Origin of the sequence: Mycobacterium sp. (assembly GCF_965229265.1) — a bacterium.
Classification (GTDB): domain Bacteria; phylum Actinomycetota; class Actinomycetes; order Mycobacteriales; family Mycobacteriaceae; genus Mycobacterium.
Genome location: NZ_CBDDIY010000009.1, coordinates 256,897 through 278,537, shown reverse-complemented (window position 1 = coordinate 278,537; position 21,641 = coordinate 256,897). Strand labels below are relative to the sequence as shown.

Annotated in this window: 20 protein-coding genes; 3 read left to right on the top strand and 17 right to left on the bottom strand. The window is 68.1% G+C overall.

Features of this window, described 5'->3' with window-relative positions:
* Window positions 1–16: 16 nt before the first annotated feature.
* From metK to mihF, 5 genes are all read right to left on the bottom strand, one after another.
* Window positions 17–1,219 carry a methionine adenosyltransferase gene (gene metK, locus ADBZ9K_RS02220; RefSeq protein ID WP_526618208.1) on the bottom strand — a complete coding sequence of 401 codons (1,203 nt, stop codon included), beginning with the start codon at window positions 1,217–1,219 and terminating at the stop codon, window positions 17–19.
* A gap of 120 nt (window positions 1,220–1,339) precedes the next feature.
* Window positions 1,340–2,587, bottom strand: coding sequence for a bifunctional phosphopantothenoylcysteine decarboxylase/phosphopantothenate--cysteine ligase CoaBC (gene coaBC, locus ADBZ9K_RS02215; protein ID WP_526618207.1), 1,248 nt, complete (start codon window positions 2,585–2,587; stop codon window positions 1,340–1,342).
* Between the two features lie 18 nt (window positions 2,588–2,605).
* The gene (gene rpoZ, locus ADBZ9K_RS02210) at window positions 2,606–2,908 is read right to left on the bottom strand and encodes a DNA-directed RNA polymerase subunit omega (RefSeq protein ID WP_135421296.1); all 303 of its coding nucleotides are present in this window, start codon (window positions 2,906–2,908) and stop codon (window positions 2,606–2,608) included.
* Window positions 2,909–2,986: 78 nt separating this feature from the next.
* On the bottom strand, window positions 2,987–3,607 hold the full coding sequence (gene gmk / locus ADBZ9K_RS02205) for a guanylate kinase (RefSeq protein ID WP_526618206.1): 621 nt from the start codon (window positions 3,605–3,607) through the stop codon (window positions 2,987–2,989).
* A gap of 8 nt (window positions 3,608–3,615) precedes the next feature.
* Window positions 3,616–3,936: an integration host factor, actinobacterial type gene (gene mihF / locus ADBZ9K_RS02200; protein ID WP_005146193.1), complete on the bottom strand. Its 321-nt coding sequence runs from the start codon at window positions 3,934–3,936 to the stop codon at window positions 3,616–3,618.
* Window positions 3,937–4,397: 461 nt separating this feature from the next.
* Here mihF and ADBZ9K_RS02195 point away from each other — a divergent pair, with 461 nt between their 5' ends.
* The gene (locus ADBZ9K_RS02195; RefSeq protein ID WP_526618205.1) at window positions 4,398–4,820 is read left to right on the top strand and encodes a hypothetical protein; all 423 of its coding nucleotides are present in this window, start codon (window positions 4,398–4,400) and stop codon (window positions 4,818–4,820) included.
* 137 nt (window positions 4,821–4,957) lie between these two features.
* Window positions 4,958–6,679 carry an aa3-type cytochrome oxidase subunit I gene (ctaD, locus tag ADBZ9K_RS02190; RefSeq protein ID WP_526618203.1) on the top strand — a complete coding sequence of 574 codons (1,722 nt, stop codon included), beginning with the start codon at window positions 4,958–4,960 and terminating at the stop codon, window positions 6,677–6,679.
* Here ctaD and pyrF read toward each other — a convergent pair.
* The 7 genes from pyrF to pyrR form a co-directional block, all read right to left on the bottom strand.
* Window positions 6,676–7,530, bottom strand: coding sequence for an orotidine-5'-phosphate decarboxylase (gene pyrF / locus ADBZ9K_RS02185; protein WP_526618202.1), 855 nt, complete (start codon window positions 7,528–7,530; stop codon window positions 6,676–6,678). The genes ctaD and pyrF overlap by 4 nt on opposite strands.
* Complete coding sequence (gene carB / locus ADBZ9K_RS02180; protein ID WP_526618201.1) at window positions 7,523–10,864, bottom strand: carbamoyl-phosphate synthase large subunit; 3,342 nt, start codon at window positions 10,862–10,864, stop codon at window positions 7,523–7,525. Before carB ends, pyrF begins: the two co-directional genes overlap by 8 nt.
* Before the next feature lie 85 nt (window positions 10,865–10,949).
* The gene (gene carA / locus ADBZ9K_RS02175; protein ID WP_526618199.1) at window positions 10,950–12,071 is read right to left on the bottom strand and encodes a glutamine-hydrolyzing carbamoyl-phosphate synthase small subunit; all 1,122 of its coding nucleotides are present in this window, start codon (window positions 12,069–12,071) and stop codon (window positions 10,950–10,952) included.
* Window positions 12,068–12,595 (bottom strand): PH-like domain-containing protein, encoded by a 528-nt coding sequence (locus tag ADBZ9K_RS02170; RefSeq protein ID WP_526618198.1) that lies wholly within the window; start codon window positions 12,593–12,595, stop codon window positions 12,068–12,070. Before ADBZ9K_RS02170 ends, carA begins: the two co-directional genes overlap by 4 nt.
* The gene (locus tag ADBZ9K_RS02165; protein ID WP_526618196.1) at window positions 12,592–13,896 is read right to left on the bottom strand and encodes a dihydroorotase; all 1,305 of its coding nucleotides are present in this window, start codon (window positions 13,894–13,896) and stop codon (window positions 12,592–12,594) included. Before ADBZ9K_RS02165 ends, ADBZ9K_RS02170 begins: the two co-directional genes overlap by 4 nt.
* Window positions 13,893–14,846, bottom strand: coding sequence for an aspartate carbamoyltransferase catalytic subunit (locus ADBZ9K_RS02160; RefSeq protein ID WP_526618194.1), 954 nt, complete (start codon window positions 14,844–14,846; stop codon window positions 13,893–13,895). The genes ADBZ9K_RS02165 and ADBZ9K_RS02160 overlap by 4 nt, the downstream gene beginning before the upstream one ends.
* The gene (gene pyrR, locus ADBZ9K_RS02155) at window positions 14,843–15,409 is read right to left on the bottom strand and encodes a bifunctional pyr operon transcriptional regulator/uracil phosphoribosyltransferase PyrR (RefSeq protein ID WP_526618193.1); all 567 of its coding nucleotides are present in this window, start codon (window positions 15,407–15,409) and stop codon (window positions 14,843–14,845) included. Before pyrR ends, ADBZ9K_RS02160 begins: the two co-directional genes overlap by 4 nt.
* Window positions 15,410–15,531: 122 nt before the next feature.
* Between pyrR and ADBZ9K_RS02150 the strand changes: the two genes are divergently transcribed.
* Entirely contained in the window at window positions 15,532–16,734 is a 1,203-nt protein-coding gene (locus tag ADBZ9K_RS02150; protein ID WP_526618191.1) for a serine hydrolase domain-containing protein, read from the top strand.
* A 1-nt stretch (window position 16,735) separates the two neighbouring features.
* Here ADBZ9K_RS02150 and ADBZ9K_RS02145 read toward each other — a convergent pair whose 3' ends face one another.
* The 5 genes from ADBZ9K_RS02145 to ADBZ9K_RS02125 are packed head-to-tail and all read right to left on the bottom strand — an operon-like array spanning window position 16,736 to window position 21,614.
* Complete coding sequence (locus ADBZ9K_RS02145) at window positions 16,736–17,479, bottom strand: inositol monophosphatase family protein (protein ID WP_526618189.1); 744 nt, start codon at window positions 17,477–17,479, stop codon at window positions 16,736–16,738.
* Window positions 17,479–18,558 carry an ABC transporter ATP-binding protein gene (locus ADBZ9K_RS02140; protein ID WP_526618187.1) on the bottom strand — a complete coding sequence of 360 codons (1,080 nt, stop codon included), beginning with the start codon at window positions 18,556–18,558 and terminating at the stop codon, window positions 17,479–17,481. The genes ADBZ9K_RS02145 and ADBZ9K_RS02140 overlap by 1 nt, the downstream gene beginning before the upstream one ends.
* Window positions 18,559–18,585: 27 nt before the next feature.
* Window positions 18,586–19,401 (bottom strand): carbohydrate ABC transporter permease, encoded by an 816-nt coding sequence (locus ADBZ9K_RS02135; RefSeq protein WP_526618185.1) that lies wholly within the window; start codon window positions 19,399–19,401, stop codon window positions 18,586–18,588.
* Entirely contained in the window at window positions 19,398–20,252 is an 855-nt protein-coding gene (locus ADBZ9K_RS02130) for a carbohydrate ABC transporter permease (RefSeq protein ID WP_526618183.1), read from the bottom strand. Before ADBZ9K_RS02130 ends, ADBZ9K_RS02135 begins: the two co-directional genes overlap by 4 nt.
* A 45-nt stretch (window positions 20,253–20,297) precedes the next feature.
* Window positions 20,298–21,614: an ABC transporter substrate-binding protein gene (locus tag ADBZ9K_RS02125; protein ID WP_526618181.1), complete on the bottom strand. Its 1,317-nt coding sequence runs from the start codon at window positions 21,612–21,614 to the stop codon at window positions 20,298–20,300.
* Window positions 21,615–21,641 lie beyond the last annotated feature (27 nt).

The window sequence follows — 21,641 nt, the reverse complement described above, 5'->3', positions numbered from 1 at the left end:
CGATTTCGACGTGCGATTACACCGAGTTCTTGAGGTCGTCGACCTTGTCCAGTCGCTCCCAGGGCAGGTCGATATCGGTGCGGCCGAAGTGGCCGTAGGCGGCGGTCTGCGCATAGATCGGGCGCTTGAGGTCCAGGTCGCGGACGATCGCGCCGGGCCGCAGGTCGAACACCGCGGTGATGGCTTTCTCGATACGCGCCGGGTCGACGGTCTCGGTGCCGAAGGTCTCGACGAACAAGCCGACCGGGGCCGCCTTGCCGATCGCGTAGGCCACCTGGACCTCCACCCGCTCGGCCAGGCCGGCTGCGACGACGTTCTTGGCCACCCAGCGCATCGCGTAGGCCGCCGACCGGTCCACCTTGGACGGATCCTTGCCCGAGAAGGCACCGCCACCGTGGCGGGCCCAGCCGCCGTAGGTGTCGACGATAATCTTGCGTCCGGTCAGGCCGGCGTCACCCATCGGTCCGCCGAGGACGAACTTGCCGGTCGGGTTGACCAGCAGCCGGTAGTCGGAGGTGTCCAGCGTCTCGTGCCCGAGATCGGCGAGCACGGTGTTGACGACCTTCTCCCGGATGTCGGGGGTCAGCAGGCCGTCCAGGTCGATGTCGGCGGCGTGCTGGGTGGACAGCACCACGGTGTCCAGCCGCACCGGGGTGGTGCCCTGGTACTGGATGGTGACCTGGGTCTTGCCGTCGGGACGCAGGTAGGGCAGGACGCCGTTCTTGCGAACCTCGGTCAGCCGCCGGGCCAGCCGGTGGGCCAGGGCGATCGGCAGGGGCATGAGCTCGGGCGTGTCACCGATGGCGTAGCCGAACATCAGGCCCTGGTCGCCAGCACCCTGCGAGTCCAGCGGGTCGGCCGCCCCCTCGACGCGGGCCTCGATGGCGGTGTCCACGCCCTGGGCGATGTCGGGTGACTGCGCGCCGATCGCGACGTTGACGCCGCACGACGCGCCGTCGAATCCCTTGGTCGACGAGTCGTAGCCGATCTCGAGGATGCGGTCACGGACGATCTTGGGGATGTCGGCGTAGGCGGCGGTTGTCACCTCGCCGGCCACGTGCACCTGGCCGGTGGTGACCAGCGTCTCGACCGCGACGCGCGAATTCGGGTCCTGCTCGAGCAGCGCGTCCAGGACCGAGTCGCTGATAGCGTCACAGATCTTGTCGGGATGCCCCTCGGTCACCGACTCGCTGGTGAACAGCCGACCGTTATCGCTCACAGCCTCATCCCTTTCCAATGCTTAGTTCGGCGAATCTTATCGTGGCCCCCGTCAGACCCAACCGGGACGTCGCACCCTGCGCAAGTCTTCTGCGCAACCTGTCTTATTTGTCCCGACCCGTTAGGTCTCGTGTCCGCGCAGGAACGCGGCAATCGCGTCAACGATACGGCTTGCCATCAGGGTCTTCGACCCGTGTTCCAGCGCGGCCTCGGTGCCGTCTGCTCCCAGCAGCCACCCGTCGTTGCTGTCCACCTCGAACGCACGGCCCTCGCCGACGGCGTTGACGACCAGCAGATCACAGCCCTTGCGGGCCAGCTTGGACCGAGCGTGGAACAGCACGTCGCCCTGGGCGTCACCGGTTTCGGCGGCAAAGCCGACGATGGCACGCATGTTCGGCAGCTGCCCGTCGGCACGCTGACGCACCGTCCCGGCCAACACGTCGTCGGTGCGCACCAACTCGATCGCCGGCCCGTCGAGCACGTCGTGGCGCTTCTTGATCTTGCTGGTGGCGACGTGGGCAGGCCGGAAGTCGGCCACCGCCGCGGCCATCACCAGAACGTGCGCATCCGGGGCGTGTTTGGTGACCGCCTCGTGCAGTTGGGCCGCGGACGTGATGTGCAGGACCTCGACGCCGGCGGGATCGGCCAGCCCGACGGTGTTACCGGCGATCAGCGTGACGTCGGCGCCGCGTTGGGCGGCCACCCGAGCGACCGCATACCCCTGCTTCCCGGAGCTGCGGTTACCGATGAAGCGGACCGGATCGATCGCCTCACGGGTCCCGCCGGCACTCACCAGCACCCTGACGCCGCTCATGTCGTGGGTCAGAGCGTCGGGGCGGGCCAGCAGCAGCTCGGCGAAGGTGGTGATCTCCTCCGGCTCGGGTAGCCGGCCGGGGCCGGTGTCGGCACCGGTGAGGCGCCCGGATGCGGGTTCGAGGACGACGGCGCCACGCTGGCGCAGTGTCGCGACGTTGTCGCGGGTCGCCGGGTGCAGCCACATTTCGGTGTGCATGGCCGGCGCGAAGAGCACCGGGCAGCGGGCGGTGAGCAGCGTCGCGGTCAGCAGGTCGTCGGCGCGACCGGCGACGGCCCGGGCGAGCAGGTCGGCGGTGGCAGGAGCGACGACGACGAGGTCGGCCTCCTGCCCCAACCGGACGTGTGGGACCTGATCGACGTCATCGAAGACACCGGTGCGGACTGGATGGCCGGACAACGCCTCGAATGTGGCGGCGCCGACGAAGCGCAGCGCCGCCTCGGTGGGGACGACGCGCACGTCGTGGCCGGCCTCGCTGAGTTGGCGGACCACCGAACACGCCTTGTAAGCGGCGATGCCACCGGCGACGCCGACGATGATCCGCTTGCGGTTCATCAACAAGCCCGAGGTGGGCTACTCGCCTTCGGTGTGTTCGAGCAGGTCGCCGTGGATCTCGCGCATCGCGATCGACAGCGGCTTCTCCTGCAGGCCGGGCTCGACCAGCGGGCCGACGTATTCGAGGATGCCGTCGCCGAGCTGGTTGTAATAGTCGTTGATCTGACGGGCTCGCTTGGCGGCATAGATGACCAGCGCGTACTTGCTCGACACCCGGTCCAGCAACTCGTCGATGGGCGGGTTGGTGATGCCCAGCGGTGTGTCATAGGCGGTAGCGGCACCCGGGGCCGGATCGTAGTGATCCGTGCTGGCTTGCGTCACGTAGAACTTCTTCCTGGCGGGTTTTCAAACGGGTTTGAAAGCGGAGTCTGGTGGGCCGTTATGCGTCGCGGTCGACCTCTACGCCGGCTTCGGCGTGTTGCCCACCAGCAAGGATACCAATTCGGTGCAGGCCGACTCCAATTGGCTGTTCACGACCACGACGTCGAAGTCGCCCTGCGCGGCCAGCTCAGCGCGGGCCGTCGCCAGTCGGCGTGCCATCACCTCCGGGGTTTCGGTACCCCGACCGGCCAACCGCTGTTCGAGGGCCTCCCAGCTGGGCGGCGCCAGGAACACCGTCAGCGCCTCTGGCATCGCCTTCTTGACGGCCTTGGCACCCGCCAGGTCGACCTCGATCAGGACCGGAACACCCGCAGCGGCGGCAGCTGCCACCGGTGCGGCCAAGGTGCCCGACCGGTGCAGACCGCCATGGATCTCTGCCCATTCCAGCAGGTCGCCCCCGTCGACGAGGCGCTGGAATTCCGCGGGTGTGACGAAGTGGTAGTCGACCCCGTCCACCTCACCCGGGCGTGGCGCCCTAGTGGTCGCCGACACGCTGAAGTGCAGGTCGGGTAGCTGCTCACGCAGCCGGTGGACGACGGTCGACTTTCCCACCGCAGAGGGTCCGGACAGCACCACCACGCGACCGCGGCCGCCGTGGGGGGCACCGCCCCCGCTGTCCGGCCCCCCGCCGGCGTCCATCGACCTCCCTAAGCGGTGAAGTCGAACTTTTCCAGCAGAGCCTTGCGCTGCCGATCGCCGAGACCGCGCAGGCGACGCGTCGGGGCGATCTCCAGCTCGGTCATGATTTCCTGCGCCTTGACCTTGCCCACCTTGGGCAGGGCCTCCAGCAGAGCGGAAACCTTCATCTTGCCGAGGACCTCGTCGGTCTCAGCGTCCTTGAGCACCTGCTTGAGATTGGTGCCGCCGCGCTTGAGCCGATCCTTGAGCTCAGCTCGTGCTCGACGTGCGGCGGCAGCCTTCTCCAAAGCGGCTGCGCGCTGCTCGTCGGTCAACTGGGGAAGGGCCACGGGTTCCTCCGTCTCATCACCATCATTGTTTTGCCTGGGCCGGGTACTTCAGCCAGCGACGACGACCGTACCCACGCTCTCTGACGAAATCTAACCCCACCCCCCGCTTACCGATGCAAAGCCGCAGGATATGGCCCAAGATCAGGTCACTCAGACCCGCCCGGAGGTGGGCTGCCAGCGAGCCACCCAGGCGTCCCGGCGGCCCGAGATCACGCCCAGAAATACCCCTCGACCAGCGGTTTCGCGATCCGGCACCGGGGCCGCAGCAGCGTGCCCGCGAATTCTCGCCGGTCAGTGGGCCAAATTTTCACCTCACAGGCAGGTCGCGGCGTGTCGCGCGTGTCGGTGCGGGCACCTAACGCGCACACAGGTGGGCACCAGTCCTTGCATAGCTGGCCTACCTAACGTCGGGGGTGGTCGGGGATGTCCAGTGACAGATCCAACCCTCGAAGGGGTGCGCCATGCCCAGCACACATCGGACCCGGATAGCAGCGCTCGCGCTCGGCATCACCATCGCCGGCCTGACACTGGGGACCGCTCCAGCGCTTGCCGACCCCAACCCCGGCCCGTGCGGCTTTCCGGGCTGCCAGGGGCCGGGCCAGCGGGGCCCTGGCGGCCCGCCAGGAGACCACCGCGACCCGGGCCCGGCCGCCTGGCAGGGCGGGCCTGATCGCGGTCCGGGCGGGCCGCAATGGCGCGGCGACGGCGACGATCGCGGCTGGCGACCCGGGCCGCCGCCGGCCGATCTGGCCTGGCGCGGAATCGATCAGGCCCGCTTCGACCACCAGCCGTTCAACTACCTCGGCCACTGGGTGAACCCGGTGTTCGAGCCGGGTTACAACAACTGGGGATTCTGGCTGTTCGGAGCCTGGATCCCGCTGTGACGGTCTAGGTTCCGGCGTGTGTCCGGCCGACGCCCGCCGGCCGGACACACGCCGGGGAGGGGGTATCGGCGGCGGTAACCCGGCCGACGGTCTACAGTGCTCTCAGGGTGCTGCAGGACTAGATGTTGGGAGACATCGTGGTTTCTGAGGCGCCCCAGGCTGCCCTCTTGCAGGCAAGGCGACCCTTCCCCGAGCGGGTGGGTCCTAAAGGCAACCTGATCTACAAGCTGATCACGACGACCGACCACAAGCTGATCGGGATCATGTACGTGATCACGTGCTTCGCATTCTTCGCGATTGCCGGGCTGATGGCGCTGTTCATCCGCGCCGAGCTGACCCTGCCGGGTCTGCAGTTCCTGTCCAATGAGCAGTACAACCAGCTGTTCACCATGCACGGCACGGCGATGCTGCTGTTCTATGCGACGCCGATCGTGTTCGGGTTCGCCAACCTGGTGCTGCCGCTGCAGATCGGCGCCCCCGATGTGGCCTTCCCGCGGCTGAACGCACTGTCGTTCTGGCTGTTCCTGTTCGGCGCGCTGATCGCACTGGGCGGGTTCATCACCCCCGGCGGCGCCGCCGACTTCGGCTGGACCGTCTACGTGCCGCTCAGCGACGCGGTACACAGCCCGGGCGCCGGAGCCGACCTGTGGATCCTGGGTGTCGCGGTCGGTGGTCTGGGCACCATCCTGGGCGCGGTCAACATGATCACCACGATCGTGTGCATGCGGGCGCCGGGTATGACCATGTTCCGGATGCCGATCTTCACCTGGAACATCTTCGTCACCTCGATCCTGGTGCTGTTGATCTTCCCGCTGCTGACCGCGGCCGCCTTCGGTCTGGCCGCCGACCGTCGCCTCGGAGCCCACATCTATGACCCGGCCAACGGTGGCGTCACACTGTTCCAGCACCTGTTCTGGTACTTCGGGCACCCCGAGGTCTACGTCCTAGCGCTGCCGTTCTTCGGCATCGTCTCGGAGATCTTCCCGGTGTTCTCCCGCAAGCCGATCTTCGGCTACACCACCCTGATCTACGCCACGATCAGCATCGCGGCGCTGTCGGTGGCGGTATGGGCCCACCACATGTACGTCACGGGTGCGGTTCTGCTGCCGTTCTTCTCGTTCATGACGTTCCTGATCGCGGTGCCCACCGGCATCAAGTTCTTCAACTGGATCGGCACCATGTGGCGCGGCCAGCTGACGTTCGAGACACCGATGCTGTTCTCACTGGGCTTCCTGGTGATCTTCCTACTCGGTGGTCTCTCCGGTGTGCTGCTGGCCAGCCCGCCGCTGGACTTCCACGTCAGCGACACCTATTTCGTGATCGCGCACTTCCACTACGTGCTGTTCGGCGTGATCGTGTTCGCCACCTACGCCGGCATCTACTTCTGGTTCCCGAAGATGACCGGACGCCTGCTCGACGAGCGGCTGGGCAAACTGCACTTCTGGCTGACCGTGATCGGGTTCAACACGACCTTCCTGGTGCAGCACTGGCTGGGCAATGCCGGCATGCCGCGCCGCTACGCCGACTACCTGCCCACCGACGGGTTCACCACGCTCAACATCATCTCCTCGGTGGGTGCGTTCATCCTCGGCATCTCGATGCTGCCGTTCCTGTGGAACGTGTTCCGCAGCTGGCGCTACGGCGAAGTCGTCACCGTCGACGACCCGTGGGGCCACGGCAACTCCCTGGAGTGGGCCACCAGCTGCCCGCCGCCGCGGCACAACTTCACCGAGTTGCCGACCATCCGCTCCGAGCGGCCGGCATTCGAGCTGCACTACCCGCACATGGTGGACCGGATGCGGGCCGAGGCCCACGTCGGTCGCTCGCACCACCCCGAGATCGAAAAGGCGAAGGCCTAGGCCAGGTAGGCCACCGCGTCGCGCAGCTTCTCCCCTGCCGCCCGGACCGCGACGACATCCGGTCCGGCGCGCAGGATTTCGCGGGATACCGCGGGCAGCAGCTGACCGGGTCGGGCACCGCCCAGGCCGCCGAGGGACTCCGGGCGGCCGCCCTGGGCGCCGACCCCGGGTACCAGCACCGGACCGTGCAGCTCGCTGACGTCGGGCACCTCGGCCAGCGTGGCACCAATCACCACGCCGACCGAACCCAGCTCCGTATGCCGGTTGACGGCGGCCGCAGCATCGACGATCGACTGCGCGACCGTGCGGTCACCGGCGATGGCGCGCTGCACCGAGGCGCCTTCGGGGTTGGACGTCGCAGCCAGCACGAACACTCCGCGGCCGTTGGCGGCGGCCAGGTCCAAAAGCGGCTGCAGCGAACCGAATCCGAGATAGGGCGAGGCGGTCACGGCGTCGGCGCCCAGTGGACCGTCGCCGGCCCAGGCCTGCGCGTAGGCGGCCATCGTGGACCCGATGTCGCCCCGCTTGGCGTCGGCGAGCACCAGCACCCCGGCCTCGCGCAGCGCAGACGTGGTGCGTTCCAGCACCCCGAAACCCGCCGATCCGTAAGCCTCGAAGAACGCCACCTGCGGTTTGACGACGGCGAAGCCCGCGTAGGCCTGCACACAGATCTCGCAGAACCGTGCCAGCCCGTCGACGGTGGTGGGCAGGTCCCAGGCCCGCAGCAGTTCCGGGTGCGGGTCGATCCCTACACACAGCGGCCCGCGGGCGGCAATCGCGACCGCGAGCCTGCTGCCGAAACTCGGCGGACAGGAGCGAGGCGACTCGGGGGTCGCCACAGGCTCAGTCATGACCCAGCGTGGCGTGCAGTTCCTGCAGTGAGCGCACGCCGATATCCCCGCGGATGCCGGCTTCGATGCCCTGCACCGCCGCCGATGCCCCCTGCACCGTGGTGATGCACGGGATGTTCATCGAGACCGCCGCCGAGCGGATCTCGTAGCCGTCGATGCGCGGCCCCGAGTTCCCGTACGGGGTGTTGATCACCATGTTGACGTCACCGGCGTTGATCGCGTCGATGGCCGACATCGCCGGACGCCCGTCACCCGGGGCTTCGAAATGCTTGCGCACGACATCGCACGGAATCCCATTGCGCCGCAGCATCTCTGCGGTCCCTTCGGTGGCCAGCACCCGGAAGCCCAGGTCGGCCAGTCGCTTGACCGGGAACACCAGGGAGCGCTTGTCGCGGTTGGCCACCGAGACGAACACCGTGCCCTCGCTGGGCAGCGAGCCGTAGGCCGCGGTCTGGCTCTTGGCGAACGCGCTGCCGAAGTCATGGTCGATGCCCATCACCTCGCCGGTGGACTTCATCTCCGGGCCGAGTAGCGAGTCGATGCCCGACCCGTCCGCGCGGCGGAACCGGTGGAACGGCAGCACCGCCTCCTTCACCGCGATCGGCGCGTTCGGCGACGGGGTCGCACCATCACCGGTGCGGGCCAGCACCCCTTCCTCACGGAGCTGGGAGATGCTGGCGCCCAGCATGACTCGCGCGCAGGCCTTGGCCAACGGGATGGCGGTGGCCTTCGACACGAACGGCACCGTCCGGCTGGCGCGCGGGTTGGCCTCCAGCACGTAGAGCACGTCGTCCTTGAGCGCGTACTGCACGTTCAGCAGCCCGACCACCCCGACCCCGTGCGCGATGGCCTCGGTGGCCCGGCGCACCGCCTCGATGTCACTGCGCCCCAAGGTGACCGGCGGCAGCGCGCACGCCGAATCGCCGGAGTGGATGCCGGCCTCCTCAATGTGCTCCATCACCCCGCCGATGTAGACCTCGGTGCCGTCGCACAGCGCGTCCACGTCGATCTCGATGGCATCCTCGAGAAACCGGTCGACCAGCACCGGATGCTCGGGCGAGAGCTGGGTAGCGCGGGTGATGTAACCGTGCAGGGTCGTGTCGTCGTAGACGATCTCCATGCCGCGCCCGCCCAGCACATAGGACGGCCGCACCAGCACCGGATAGCCGATCCTGGCGGCGATCTCACGCGCCTCCTCGAAGCTGGTGGCCATACCGAACTTCGGGGCAGGCAGGCCGGCGTTGGCCAGCACCTGCCCGAACCGGCCGCGGTCCTCGGCCAGGTCAATGGCCTCGGGCCGGGTTCCGACGATCGGGACCCCGGCGTCGGCCAGGCGCTGGGCCAGCCCGAGCGGGGTCTGGCCGCCGAGTTGCACGATCACCCCGACCACACCGGGACCGCCCCGGCCGGACTCGGATTCCGCGTGAAAGACCTCGAGTACGTCCTCGAAGGTCAGCGGCTCGAAGTACAGCCGGTCGGCGGTGTCGTAGTCGGTGGACACGGTCTCGGGATTGCAGTTGACCATCACCGTCTCGAACCCCGCCTCGCTCAGCGTGGTTGCCGCATGTACGCAGCTGTAGTCGAATTCGATGCCCTGCCCGATCCGGTTGGGTCCCGAGCCCAGGATCAGCACCTTGGGGCGCTGCGCCTGCGGGGCGACCTCGGTCTCGGCGGCCGGGTCGAGCTCGTAGCTGGAGTAGTGGTAGGGCGTCTTGGCCTCGAACTCCGCGGCGCAGGTATCGACAGTCTTGAACACCGGGTGGATGCCGAGGCGCTGGCGCAGGGTTCGCACCCCGGCCTCGCCGGCCAATTCCGTTCGCAGCGACGAGATCTGGCGATCCGAGAGGCCGTTGTGCTTGGCCCGGCGCAGCAGCTGCTCATCGAGCACCGGCGCGTCGATCAGTTCGCGGCGCAGGGCCACCAGTCCGTTGATCTGCTCGACGAACCACGGGTCGACGCCGGAGGCCTGCGCGACCTCCTCGACGCCGGCGCCCAGCCGCAGGGCGAGTTCGATGTCGTAGAGCCGGCCCTCGGTGGGTGTGCGCAGTCGCTCCAGCACCTCATCAGCCCAGCCGTCGTCGTCGGGTGCGGTCCAGAACCCGGCGCGGGTCGTCTCCAGCGAGCGCATCACCTTGCCGAGCGCCTCGACGAAGTTGCGGCCCAACGACATCGCCTCGCCGACCGACTTCATCGTGGTGGTCAGCGTCGGATCGGCGCCCGGGAACTTCTCGAACGCGAACCGGGGCGCCTTGACCACCACATAGTCCAGCGTCGGCTCGAAGCAGGCCGGCGTTTCCTTGGTGATGTCGTTGACGATCTCGTCGAGGGTGTAGCCGATCGCCAGCTTGGCGGCGATCTTGGCGATCGGGAAGCCGGTGGCCTTGGAGGCCAGCGCACTCGACCGCGACACCCGCGGGTTCATCTCGATGACGATCAGCCGGCCGTCCTTCGGGTCGACCGCGAACTGGATGTTGCAGCCGCCGGTGTCCACGCCGACCTCGCGCAGGATCGCGATGCCCAGATCGCGCATCGTCTGATACTCACGGTCGGTCAGGGTCATCGCTGGGGCAACGGTCACCGAATCGCCGGTGTGCACCCCCATCGGGTCGACGTTCTCGATCGAGCAGACCACCACGACGTTGTCGTGGCCGTCGCGCATCAGCTCGAGCTCGTATTCCTTCCACCCGTAGATGGATTCCTCGATGAGCACATTCGCCGAGGGCGAGGCGGCCAGGCCGTCGCCGGCCATCCGTTCGACGTCCTCGAGTGAGTGCGCCATCCCCGAGCCGAGCCCGCCCATCGTGAACGAGGGGCGAACGACGACCGGAAGTCCCAGCTCGGCGACGGTGTCGCGAACCTCGGCCATGGTGTAGCAGACCCGCGACTTCGCCGACTCCCCACCCACTTTGGCGACGATGTCCTTGAACTTCTGGCGATCCTCACCGCGCTGGATGGCCTCGAAGTCGGCGCCGATCAGCTCCACCCCGTAGCGCTCCAGTGCCCCATTTTCATACAGCGCCACCGCGGTGTTCAGCGCGGTCTGCCCACCCAGGGTGGCCAGCAGCGCGTCGATCCGGTTGCCGCGCGCGGCCTGCTGGGCGATGACCTTCTCGACGAAGGCCGGGGTGATCGGCTCGACGTAGGTGTAGTCGGCGTATTCGGGGTCGGTCATGATCGTGGCCGGGTTGGAGTTGACCAGGCTGACGGTCAGTCCCTCGGCGCGCAGCACCCGGCACGCCTGGGTGCCGGAGTAGTCGAACTCGCAGGCCTGCCCGATCACGATGGGCCCGGAGCCGATGACCAGGACGTGATTGAGGTCGGTACGGCGTGGCATTATTTCTCCTCGCGAGCGTGCGCAAACTGTGCGGAAGTGGCGGCGTGTCGTGTACTGACACGCACGCTCGCGGTAGAAGGCGCGGTCATCTGCGGCCGTCCATCAAGTCCACGAATTGGTCGAACAGGTAGTTGGCGTCGTGTGGGCCGGCCGCGGCCTCGGGGTGGTACTGCACCGAGAAGGCCCGTCCGCTCACCAGTTTGATGCCCTCGACGACCCCGTCGTTGGCGCAGGTATGGCTGACCACCGCCTGGCCGAAGTCGGTGTCGAAGTGCTCCCCGGCCTCACCTTCGAGCGCGAAACCGTGGTTCTGCGCGGTGATCGCCACCGCCCCGGTGGCGTGGTCGATGACCGGCACGTTGATACCGCGGTGGCCGAACACCATCTTGTAGGTGGACCGCCCGAGCGCCCGGCCCAGGATCTGGTTGCCGAAACAGATGCCGAACAACGGAATGTCGGCTCCGAGCACCGCGCGGGTGACCCCGACGACGTGGTCGGCGGTGGCCGGGTCACCGGGCCCGTTGGACAGGAAGACCCCGTCGGGCTTGAGGTCGGCGATCTGCTCGAAGGTCGCACTCGACGGCAGCACGTGGGTTGTGATGCCGCGCAGGGCGAAGTTGCGCGGTGTGTTGGTCTTGATCCCCAGGTCCAACGCGACCACGGTGAACCGTTGCGCCCCTTCGGGTTCGACGACGTAGGCCTGTTGTGTGCTGACCTGCCCGGCTAGGTCGGCGCCGAGCATGGCCGGCTGGCTGCGCACCCGGCGCAGCATCTCCGGCTCGTCGGCCAACGCGGGCCCGGAGAACACACCGGCCTTCATCGACCCGCGGCTGCGCAGATGACGCACCACCGCGCGGGTGTCGATGCCGGCGATCCCGACGATGTTCTGCCGTTTCAGCTCGTCGTCCAGCGTTCCGCTGGCACGCCAGTTCGACGCGCGCGGCGAAGGATCGCGCACGGCGTACCCGGCCACCCATATCTTGTCGCCGCGGCTCTCGGCGTCCTCGTGGTTCCACCCGGTGTTGCCGATCTGCGGGGCGGTGGCCACCACGATCTGGCGGTGGTAGCTGGGGTCGGTCAACGTCTCCTGGTAGCCGGACATGCCGGTGGAGAACACCGCCTCACCCAGCGTCTCGCCGACCGCACCGAACTCGACGCCGGTATAGACCCGGCCGTCCTCCAGCACAAGGTATGCACTGCCCGTCACGCTGCTTCTCCTGTTGTCCAGCGGGCGTAGTCGCGGCGGTCGTCGCCGCGAAAGCCCGTATCGATCTCGGCGCCCGACGGCAGCCGCCACCGAATCGCCAGAATTCCCGTCGGCGATTCGGACTTGCCCCGCCCGCCCGGGATGACTTTGCCCGCCAGTGCGCGCTCGGTGCGGATGGCGGTGATCGCGTCCTGCGGGATCCAGATCGGCGTCGCACCGGAGCGCTCGAGCAGGATGCCCTCGGGGTAGCGGGTCAGCACCGCCTTGGCCCGAAAGCCCAAGTCCCCGGCGGCGATGCGTTCCAGCCACTGACTCGCCAGCGTACTGCCCACGTAGAGGCCCCGGGTGGGGGCGATCGTCGCCGAGCTGAGCAGGTCGGGCATCGGCGGCAGTTCGCCGATCAGTTCGACCTGCCGCTGAGCTCGACGCTTCCAGCCACCCAGCATCCGCCGGATCAGCACTCCGATGATCACAACGATCACGAAGGCGAACACGAACGACCCGACCGCGGTGCCCGTGTTCACGCCGGGCTCTTCCCATCCCGCGCTGTCACGGTGCCGCGCAGCAGGGTCGCGGTGACCGTCGCGGGCAAGGTCATCGAGGCAAACGGCGTGTTGGCCGAGCGGCTGGCCAGTTCGGTGCCCTCGACGGTCCAGGTGGCGTCGGGGTCGACCACCACCAGGTTGGCCGGCTCCCCCACCTCCAGCGGGCGACCCTGGTCGTCAAGCCCGACAATGCGGGCCGGGTTCTCGCTCATCACCCGGGCCACCCCGCGCCAGTCCAGCAGGCCGGGCGTCACCATGGTCTCGACCACCACCGACAGGGCGGTCTGCAGGCCGAGCATGCCGGGGCGGGCGCGGGAGAACTCGCAGCACTTCTCGTGCTCGGCGTGCGGCGCGTGGTCGGTGGCCACGCAGTCGAGCACGCCGTCGGCCAGCGCCTGTCTCAGCGCCTGGGCGTCGGCGGCCTCCCGCAGTGGCGGGTTGACCCGGTTTACCCCGTCGTAGGTCGCCAGCCTGCTGTCGTCGAGCATCAGGTGGTGCGGCGTCACCTCGGCGGTGATCGAAATTCCTTGTTGTTTAGCCCATTTGATGAGCTCGACAGTCCCGGCGGTGGAGGCGTGGCAGATGTGCACCCGCGCCCCGGCGTCGCGGGCCAGGATAGCGTCGCGGGCCACGATCGACTCCTCGGCGGACCGCGGCCAGCCGGCCAGCCCGAGCTTGGCGGCGTTGGGTCCCTCGTGGGCGACGGCGCCGACGGTCAGCCGCGGCTCCTCGGCGTGCTGGGCGATCAGCACACCCAGGCCGCTGGCGTATTCCAGCGCGCGGCGCATCACCAGCGGGTCGTGCACGCAGATGCCGTCGTCGGAGAACATCTTCACCTGGGCCAGGCCGCCGGCCATCAGCCCCATCTCGGTGAGCTGCTTGCCCTCCAGCCCGACCGTGACCGCGCCCACCGGGTGCACGTCGACCAGGCCGACCTGCTGGCCGCGCCGCCAGACGTGGTCGGTGACCACCGGGCTGTCGGCCACCGGGTCGGTGTTGGCCATCGCGAACACCGCGGTGTAGCCACCCAATGCGGCTGCGGCCGAACCAGTTTCGATGTCTTCGGCGTACTCGCGGCCGGGCTCGCGCAGATGGGTGTGCAGGTCGACGAAACCGGGCAGCAGCACCTGGCCGGTGGCCTCGATCACGTCGGCTCCGTCGGGAGCTGTGAGCGACGGGGCGATCTCGGCAATCTGGCCGTCGGCAACCAGCACGTCGACCTGGTCGCCCTCGCCGTAGAGCCGCACGCCCCGGATCAGCACGGGAAGGGTCTGCGTCATACCGTCACCGCCTCATCCGTGCCCACCAGCAGATGGAACAGCACCGCCATCCGTACGTGCACACCATTGGAAACCTGTTGCAGCACCGCCGATTGCGACGAGTCAGCGGCGGCGAAGGAAATCTCCATACCGCGCAGCATCGGGCCCGGGTGCAGCACCACGGCGTGCCCGGGCAGCAGCGCCTGCCTGCGGTCGGAGAGCCCGTAGCGGATCGAGTACTCCCGCTCGGAGGGAAAGAACCCGCCGTTCATCCGCTCGGCCTGCACCCGCAGCATCATCACCGCGTCGGCGGCGGGCAGTTCGGCATCGAGATCGTGCGACACGGTGACCGGCCAGTCGGCGACCCCGACCGGCAGCAGGGTCGGCGGGGAGACCAGCACCACCTCGGCGCCCAGCGTGGACAGCAGGCCGACGTTGGAGCGGGCGACCCGGCTGTGCAGGATGTCGCCGACGATCACGACGCGGCGGCCCTCGATGTCGCCGAGGCGCTGGCGCAGGGTGAGCGCGTCCAGCAGCGCCTGGGTGGGGTGCTCGTGGGTGCCGTCACCGGCGTTGATCACCGACGGTCCGGTGCCGTCGGCCTCCAGCGTCCACTCGGCCAGCTGCTGGGGCGCACCGGAGGCGGGGTGGCGGATGATCAGGGCGTCGGCCCCGGCGGCCCGCAGGGTCAGCGCGGTGTCGCGCAGCGATTCGCCCTTGGCCACCGAGGATCCCGATGCACTGACGTTGATCACGTCGGCGCTCATCCACTTGCCGGCCACCTCGAAGGACACCCGGGTACGGGTGGAGTTCTCGTAGAACATCGTGATGATGGTGCGTCCGCGCAGGGTAGGCAGCTTCTTGACCTCGCGGCCCAGCAGCGCCTGCCGGAACCGGTCGGCGTCATCCAGGATCGCGGTGGCCTGGTCGCGGGACAGGTCGGCCGCTGACAGCAGGTGCCTGATCGTCATCTCGCCGGCCCTCCCTGGGGTGCGATCCAGATTCCCTCGACGTCGTCATCCTCCAGCAGCCGCACCTTGACGTTCTCGCTGCGCGACGTGGGCACGTTCTTGCCGACGTAGTCCGCCCGCAGCGGCAACTCGCGGTGGCCGCGGTCGACGAGCACCGCCAACTGCACCGCCGTCGGCCGGCCGATATCGCGTAGGGCGTCGAGCGCCGAGCGCACCGACCGACCGGTGTAGAGCACGTCGTCGACCAGGATCACCAGGGCGCCGTCGATGCCGCCCGCGGGTATGGAGGTCTCCTCCAGGGCGCGCGGGGGCTTGAAGTCGAGGTCATCGCGGTAGAGCGTGATGTCCAGGCCGCCGCGCTCGACGGCGACACCGGAGAACTCGGCAATCTTGGCGGCCAACCGCTTCGCCAGGGTGACGCCCCTGGTCGGAATGCCGAGCAGGACGACGCGGGGTGCGTCGGCAGCGTCAAGAGCGGTCTTCTCGATGATCTGATGCGCGATGCGGGAAACGGTTCTACCGACGTCCGCAGCGGACATCAATTCGCGGTCGGTGGAGCCCACGAGCTAACCGGACCTCCTTCTCCGCCTCTCGGGACGGATCGTTAAAGGATGTCGAACTGTCGGGCAGCTTAGCACTGCTCGGGCTCGGTAACCGCGCCGGCCCGCTGAGTAGACTCGACCCGGTGAATCTCGGGGACAACCGCACCTCTGTCGTTGAGGCGGTCGACGCCGGACTGCTGGCCGGCGCCGTCACGCTGGCCTGGCAGAACGGAAAAGTGCTGCAGGTCAACGAGATCGGCTGCCGCGACGTCGAGGCGGGGCTGCCGATGCAACGGGACACCATCTTCCGGATCGCCTCGATGACCAAGCCGGTGACCGTTGCCGCGGCACTGTCGCTGATCGACGAGGGCACACTCGCGCTGTCGGATCCGGTCAGCCGGTGGCTGCCCGAGCTGGCCGACCTGCAGGTGCTGGCCGACCCGGCCGGGCCGCTGGATCGCACCGAGCCGGCGCGACGGCCGATCACGATCGACGACCTGATGACCCACCGCAGTGGCCTGGCCTACCCGTTCTCGGTGGCCGGCCCGCTGAGCCGGGCCTACGCGCAGGTCTCCTTCCGCCAGGACCAGGACCACTGGCTTGCCGAGGTCGCCCAGCTGCCGCTGGTCCACCAGCCCGGGGACCGGCTCACCTACAGCCACGCCACCGACGTCCTGGGCATCGTGGTATCGCGGATCGAAGACAAGTCGCTGCACACCGTGCTCACCGAGCGGGTCTTCGAGCCGCTGGGCATGACCGACACCGGGTTCTTCATCTCCCCCGACAAACGCGCCCGCGCGGCCACGATGTACCGCCTCGACCAGGAGACCGGGCTGCACCACGACGCGATGGGTCCCATCCCGGTCACCGAGCCGCGGTTCTGCCAGGGCGGCGCGAGCCTGGTGACCACCGTCGACGACTATCTGCGGTTCGCCCGGATGCTGCTGGGCGGCGGCGAGGTCGACGGGGTGCGGGTGCTCTCCGCGGAGTCGGTGCAGACGATGCGCACCGACCGGCTGACCGAGGAGCAGAAGCGTCACCCGTTCCTGGGGATGCCGTTCTGGGTCGGCCGCGGATTCGGCCTGAACCTGTCGGTGGTCACCGATCCGGCCAAGTCGGCTCAGCTCTACGGACCCGGCGGGTTGGGCACCTTCAGCTGGCCCGGCGCGTACGGCACCTGGTGGCAGGCCGACCCGGCCAACGACCTGATCCTGATCTACCTGATCCAGAATTTCCCGAACCTGAGCGCGCCCGCCGCGGCGGTGGCCGGCAACACCTCGATGGCCAAACTGCAGTCGGTGCAGCCCAAGTTCGTCCGCCGCACCTACGCCGCGCTGGGCCTGTAGATCAGCGCTGCACGGTCAGTGCCGCCGACCCCGGCCCCGGCCGGGTGACCCGCAGGCCGGCCTCCTCAGCGATGATGGCCGCCGCGGCCCAATCATGTTCGCCCAGATCGGTTTCGACGAATCCGTCGATGGCTCCCTCGGCGACGGCGCAGATCGCCAGCGCCGCGGACCCGAAGATCCGGGCGTCGGTGTAGTCGCGCATCTGTTCGGCGGTGGCCCTGAATTGCTCGCTGCGCACCTCGGCCGAATAGGAGTAGCCCATCCCGAGCAGCCGCGCGCCCCGGCCACCGGCGGGCCCGGTGAGTCGCCGCACCCCGCGGGAGTCGGCCAGCCAGGCGCCGCCGCCGCGGTGGGCGAAATAGGTCTTGGCCAGAACCGGTGCGACGACGGCGCCGGCAAGCCAGCGCCCGTCGGCATCGGCGGCCCCCACACACGTGGCGTAGTACGGGATTCCCCTGGTGAAGTTGGTGGTTCCGTCGAGCGGATCGATCGACCACCGCACCGCCGCGCTGCGCTGCGCTCCGGCCGGCGGCAGTTCCTCGCCGGTGATCTCGTCGGCCGGCCGGCGGGCCTCGATCACCCCGCGCACCGCCTGTTCGGCGGCAATGTCGACATTGGTGACCAGGTTGCCCTCCTCCCCCTTGGTGCTGACCTCGATGTCGCCTCGAGAGCCTGCCAACAGCACGTCGGCACCGCGGCGCGCGGCCTGCAGGGCGACGTCGAGCAACTCCGCCGGTGTGGTCATCACGACTCGATGCGGGTGCCGGTGACCGGGTCGAAGACGTGCACGCCGCCGTGCCGAATCGACATCGCCACCCGGTCGCCTTCGGCGAGGTCGCCCAGCTGGGCGATGTCGACCACGCTGACCAGCGTGCAGCCGGGCGCCTCGATGGCGAAGATTGCGCGCGGCCCCAGGTGTTCGATGAGGGCGACCCGCCCGGTGGACCCCTGCGGGGCCTGGCTGTCGGCCCGGGTCAGCATCAGATGCTCCGGCCGGAACCCGATGGTGACGGGATCGGATTGCCGTGCGACGGCCCCGGTGACCGGAAGCACCAATCCGTCGGCGGAGCGGAACACCCCGTCTTCGATCACCCCGGGCACCAGGTTCATCTTCGGGCTGCCCACGAACCCGGCCACGAAGGTGCTGGCCGGCTTGTTGTAGACCTCCAGCGGGGCACCCTGCTGGGCGACACGCCCCTCGTTCATGACGACCATCCGGTCCGAGAGGGTCATCGCCTCTTCCTGGTCGTGGGTCACATACAGCGACGTGATGCCGAGCCGGCGCTGGATGCGCAGCAGCTCGGTGCGGGTCTCGACCCGCAGCTTGGCGTCCAGGTTGCTCAGCGGCTCGTCGAACAGGAACACCTCCGGCTCCCGGATGATCGCCCGTCCGATCGCGACGCGCTGCTGCTGACCGCCGCTGAGATCCTTGGGTTTTCGCGACAGCGCACCGGTCAGGCCCAGTGTCTCGGCGACCGCCGCGGCACGCTGCCGCGCTTCCGACTTGGCGACCTTCTTGGCGCGCAGCGGGAAGGCGATGTTCTGCTCCACCGTCAGGTGCGGATACAGCGCGTAGTTCTGGAACACCATGGCGATATCGCGGTCCTTGGGTTCCAGCGCGGTGACGTCCTTGTCGCCGATCCGGATGGTGCCGGAAGTGACGGGTTCCAGACCGGCCAGCATGCGCAGCGAGGTGGACTTGCCGCACCCGGACGGACCCACCAGCACGGTGAACGTGCCGTCGGGCATCTCCAGGTTGAGGTCGTGGACGATGCGAACGTCCCCGAAGGACTTGTTCACACCGCTGAATGTGACTGTCGTCATGGTGGTTACGTGTTCTCCTGCCGTGCTCTAGGTCTTGACCGCGCCGCCGCTGATGCCCTGGACGAGGCGGCGCTGAACGAAGAAACTCGCGATGACGACCGGGACCACGGCGATGAGGATCGCCGCGCACATCGACCCGATCTGCACGCCGCGGAACGTGTTGAACCCCGCGATGGCAACCGGAAGGATCTTGGCGTTGCCGGGAGCCAGGATCAGCCCGTAGAACATGTCGTTCCACGACAGGGTGAATCCGAAGATCGCCGAGGCCCCGATCCCCGGCAGCACCTGCGGCAGCACCACCAGCAGGAACGCCCGGAACCGGCCGAACCCGTCGACGCGGGCCTGCTCTTCGATGGATTTCGGTACTGCCTCGAAGAAACCGATCAGGAACCAGGTGACCACCGGCGCAACGAAGCTCAGGTGCGCGAAGATCACCGGCACCAGGCTGTCCTGCAGGCGCAGGGCGTAGGCCATGGTGAGAAACGGGAAGACCAGCACGGCGGGCGGAATCATCTGCGCGGCAAGCAATCCGAACCGGGTGGCGGTGCCGCCGGCACGGTACCGGGTGATCGCGTAGGCCCCCATACACCCCACGACGAGGCTGATGGCGACGCTGATGAACGCGACCAGGAAGCTGCGGGCCGCCGCGTCGAGGATGCCCGAGGACAGCACCGAACGCCAGCTGTCGAGGTTGGGGGTGAACAAGACCAGGGCCGGATCGTTGAGCTGGACCGGGGACTTGAAGCTGGCCAGCACGATCCAGGCGATCGGCACCACCACGACGACGACGCCGATCCACAGCACCAGGATGCGGGCCAGCGTGTACCCCTTGATGCCGCTCATGCTTCCCGGTTCCTCTCCAGCATCCGGAAGGTGATCACCACGGCGGTGAGCACCACGGCCAGCACCACGAACGCCATCGAGGCCGCGCTGCCGAGGCGGAAGAACTGGATGCCGGTCTGGTAGGTGTAGTACTGCAGCGTCTGGGTTTCGGTGCCGGGCCCGCCCTTGGTGGTGGCGTAGACGTATTCGAAGACCTTCATCGCATCCAGTGCGCGCAGCAGCACCGCAACGGCCAGTACCGGGCGCAGCAGCGGCAGGATCACCCGCCAGAACACATACCAGGGCGATGCGCCATCGACGCGGGCCGCCTCCAGCGGCTGCTTGGGGATCGACTCAAGGCCGGCCAGCAATAGCAGCACCATGAACGGTGTCCACTGCCATACGTCGATCAATGCCAGGGTGTACAGCGCGTGGCCCGAACCCAGGAAGTCGAAGTCGACGCCGAATTTCTTGAGCACGAACGGGATTGCACCGAGCTGGTCGTTGAGCAGGAACCGGAACGTCAAACCGACGGCCACCGGTGTGATGAACATCGGGGCAAGCAGCATCGCCCGGGTGAGGTCGCGCGCCCACTTCTGGCGCTGTAGCGCCATCGCCAGCACCAGGCCGATGACCAGTTCGAGCAGCACCGCGACCAGGACGTAGGTGGCGGTGGTGCCGAACGCCTGCCAGAAGTCGGCGTTGGTAAGGGTGTTGACGTAGTTGGTGACGCCGACGAAGTGCGGGGCGCGCCGGTCGGTCAGCTTGTAGTCGGTGGCGCTGAGGTACAGCGCGTAGAGCAGCGGGAATCCGACGACCGCGACGAACAGCGCCAGCAGCGGACTCAACATCCCGTACTTGAACCTGGTCATGTCGCGTCCCCTCTCGTCGTCGCGGCCGTCGGATGTGTCACCGGGTCAGCCTCGGGTCTTCTCCGCGGCGGCCTGGGCGTCCCGCAGGGCATCGTCGATGCTCTTGGTGCCGGCCACGGCCTCGTTGAGTTCGGTGCCGACGGCCTGAATCATCTCCTCGGCATTGGTCTGATTACTCAGCGGCTTGGCCTTGGACAGAATGTCTTTGACCACCGCGTAGTAGTCGGACCCGAATCCGTCACCGAGCACCTTGGGGTCCTGCGTGCTGCTGGTGCGGATGACTGCGCCGCCCTTGACCACCCGCTCGACGTCGATCGGCTTGGACGTCAGCCACGAGGCGAACGCCCATGCGGCGTCGGCGTTTCCGGAGTTGGACGGGATCGCCCAACTCCACGACCCCAGCACGTCGACGCCGCCGGGCATCGCCGTGAGCTTGAACGGACCGACACCGGACTTGGCCGCCGTGCCGTCGGGTGCGTTCAGCGACGGCAGGTTCCAGTTGTAGCTGACCAAGGAGGCCGCCTGTCCGCTGGACACCGACCGGCCCGCCTCGTCGAAGCCCCAGTTCAGGCTGTTCTTCGGGGCGGCGGTGTTGTACAGGTCGACGTAGGCCTCGAGTGCCTTCTTGGCCTCGGGGGTGTCGAGGGTGTACTTGCCGGAATCGTCGTAGATCGAGCCGCCGGCCGCAAACAGGAAATTGGCCCACTCCTCGAAGACCTTGTAGCCGCGCTGGGGTTGCATCGCGATCCCGGCCCGGTCACCCTGCACCAGCTTCTTGGAGTTGGCGACCAGCTCGTCGAGCGTCTTGGGCTCGGCCAAGCCCGCCTTCTGGTAGTCGGGCACGTTGTAGATGTAGCCCAGTGCATAGTTGTAGAACGGCACGGCGTAGCGCTTGCCGTCGATGGTGTCGATGTCGGTGAGCGGTTTGAAGAAGTCGGCGTAGTCGTAGTCCGGCGTCGAGTCGATCCGAGAATCCAACGGCTGCAACCAGTTGGCGGCCACGAAGTCCTTCATCCACACGTTGTCGACGACGACGAGGTCGTAGGTCGCCTTCGGGGCCTGGAACGACGCGACCAGCTTGTCGCGGATCTGATCGTAGGTCTGCGGTTCGATGGTGACCTTGATGTTGGGATAGGTCTTGTTGAACTCAGGGATCAGCGATTTGACGATGTCGGTGTCGGGCACGTTCTCCATCAGGATGTTGACGGTGCCCGACGTGTCGGTCGGGACCTTGCCCGACCCGGTGGCAGTCGCAGTATCCGGCCCGCCGCTGCCCGCGCACCCCGACAGGAGGAGCACTGAGGCGCCGATGGCGCCCAGACAGGTTGCGGCGCGCCGCAACCCTGGATTTTTCAGGTTCATTGCTTCCCCATTTCGTGATCGATCGGG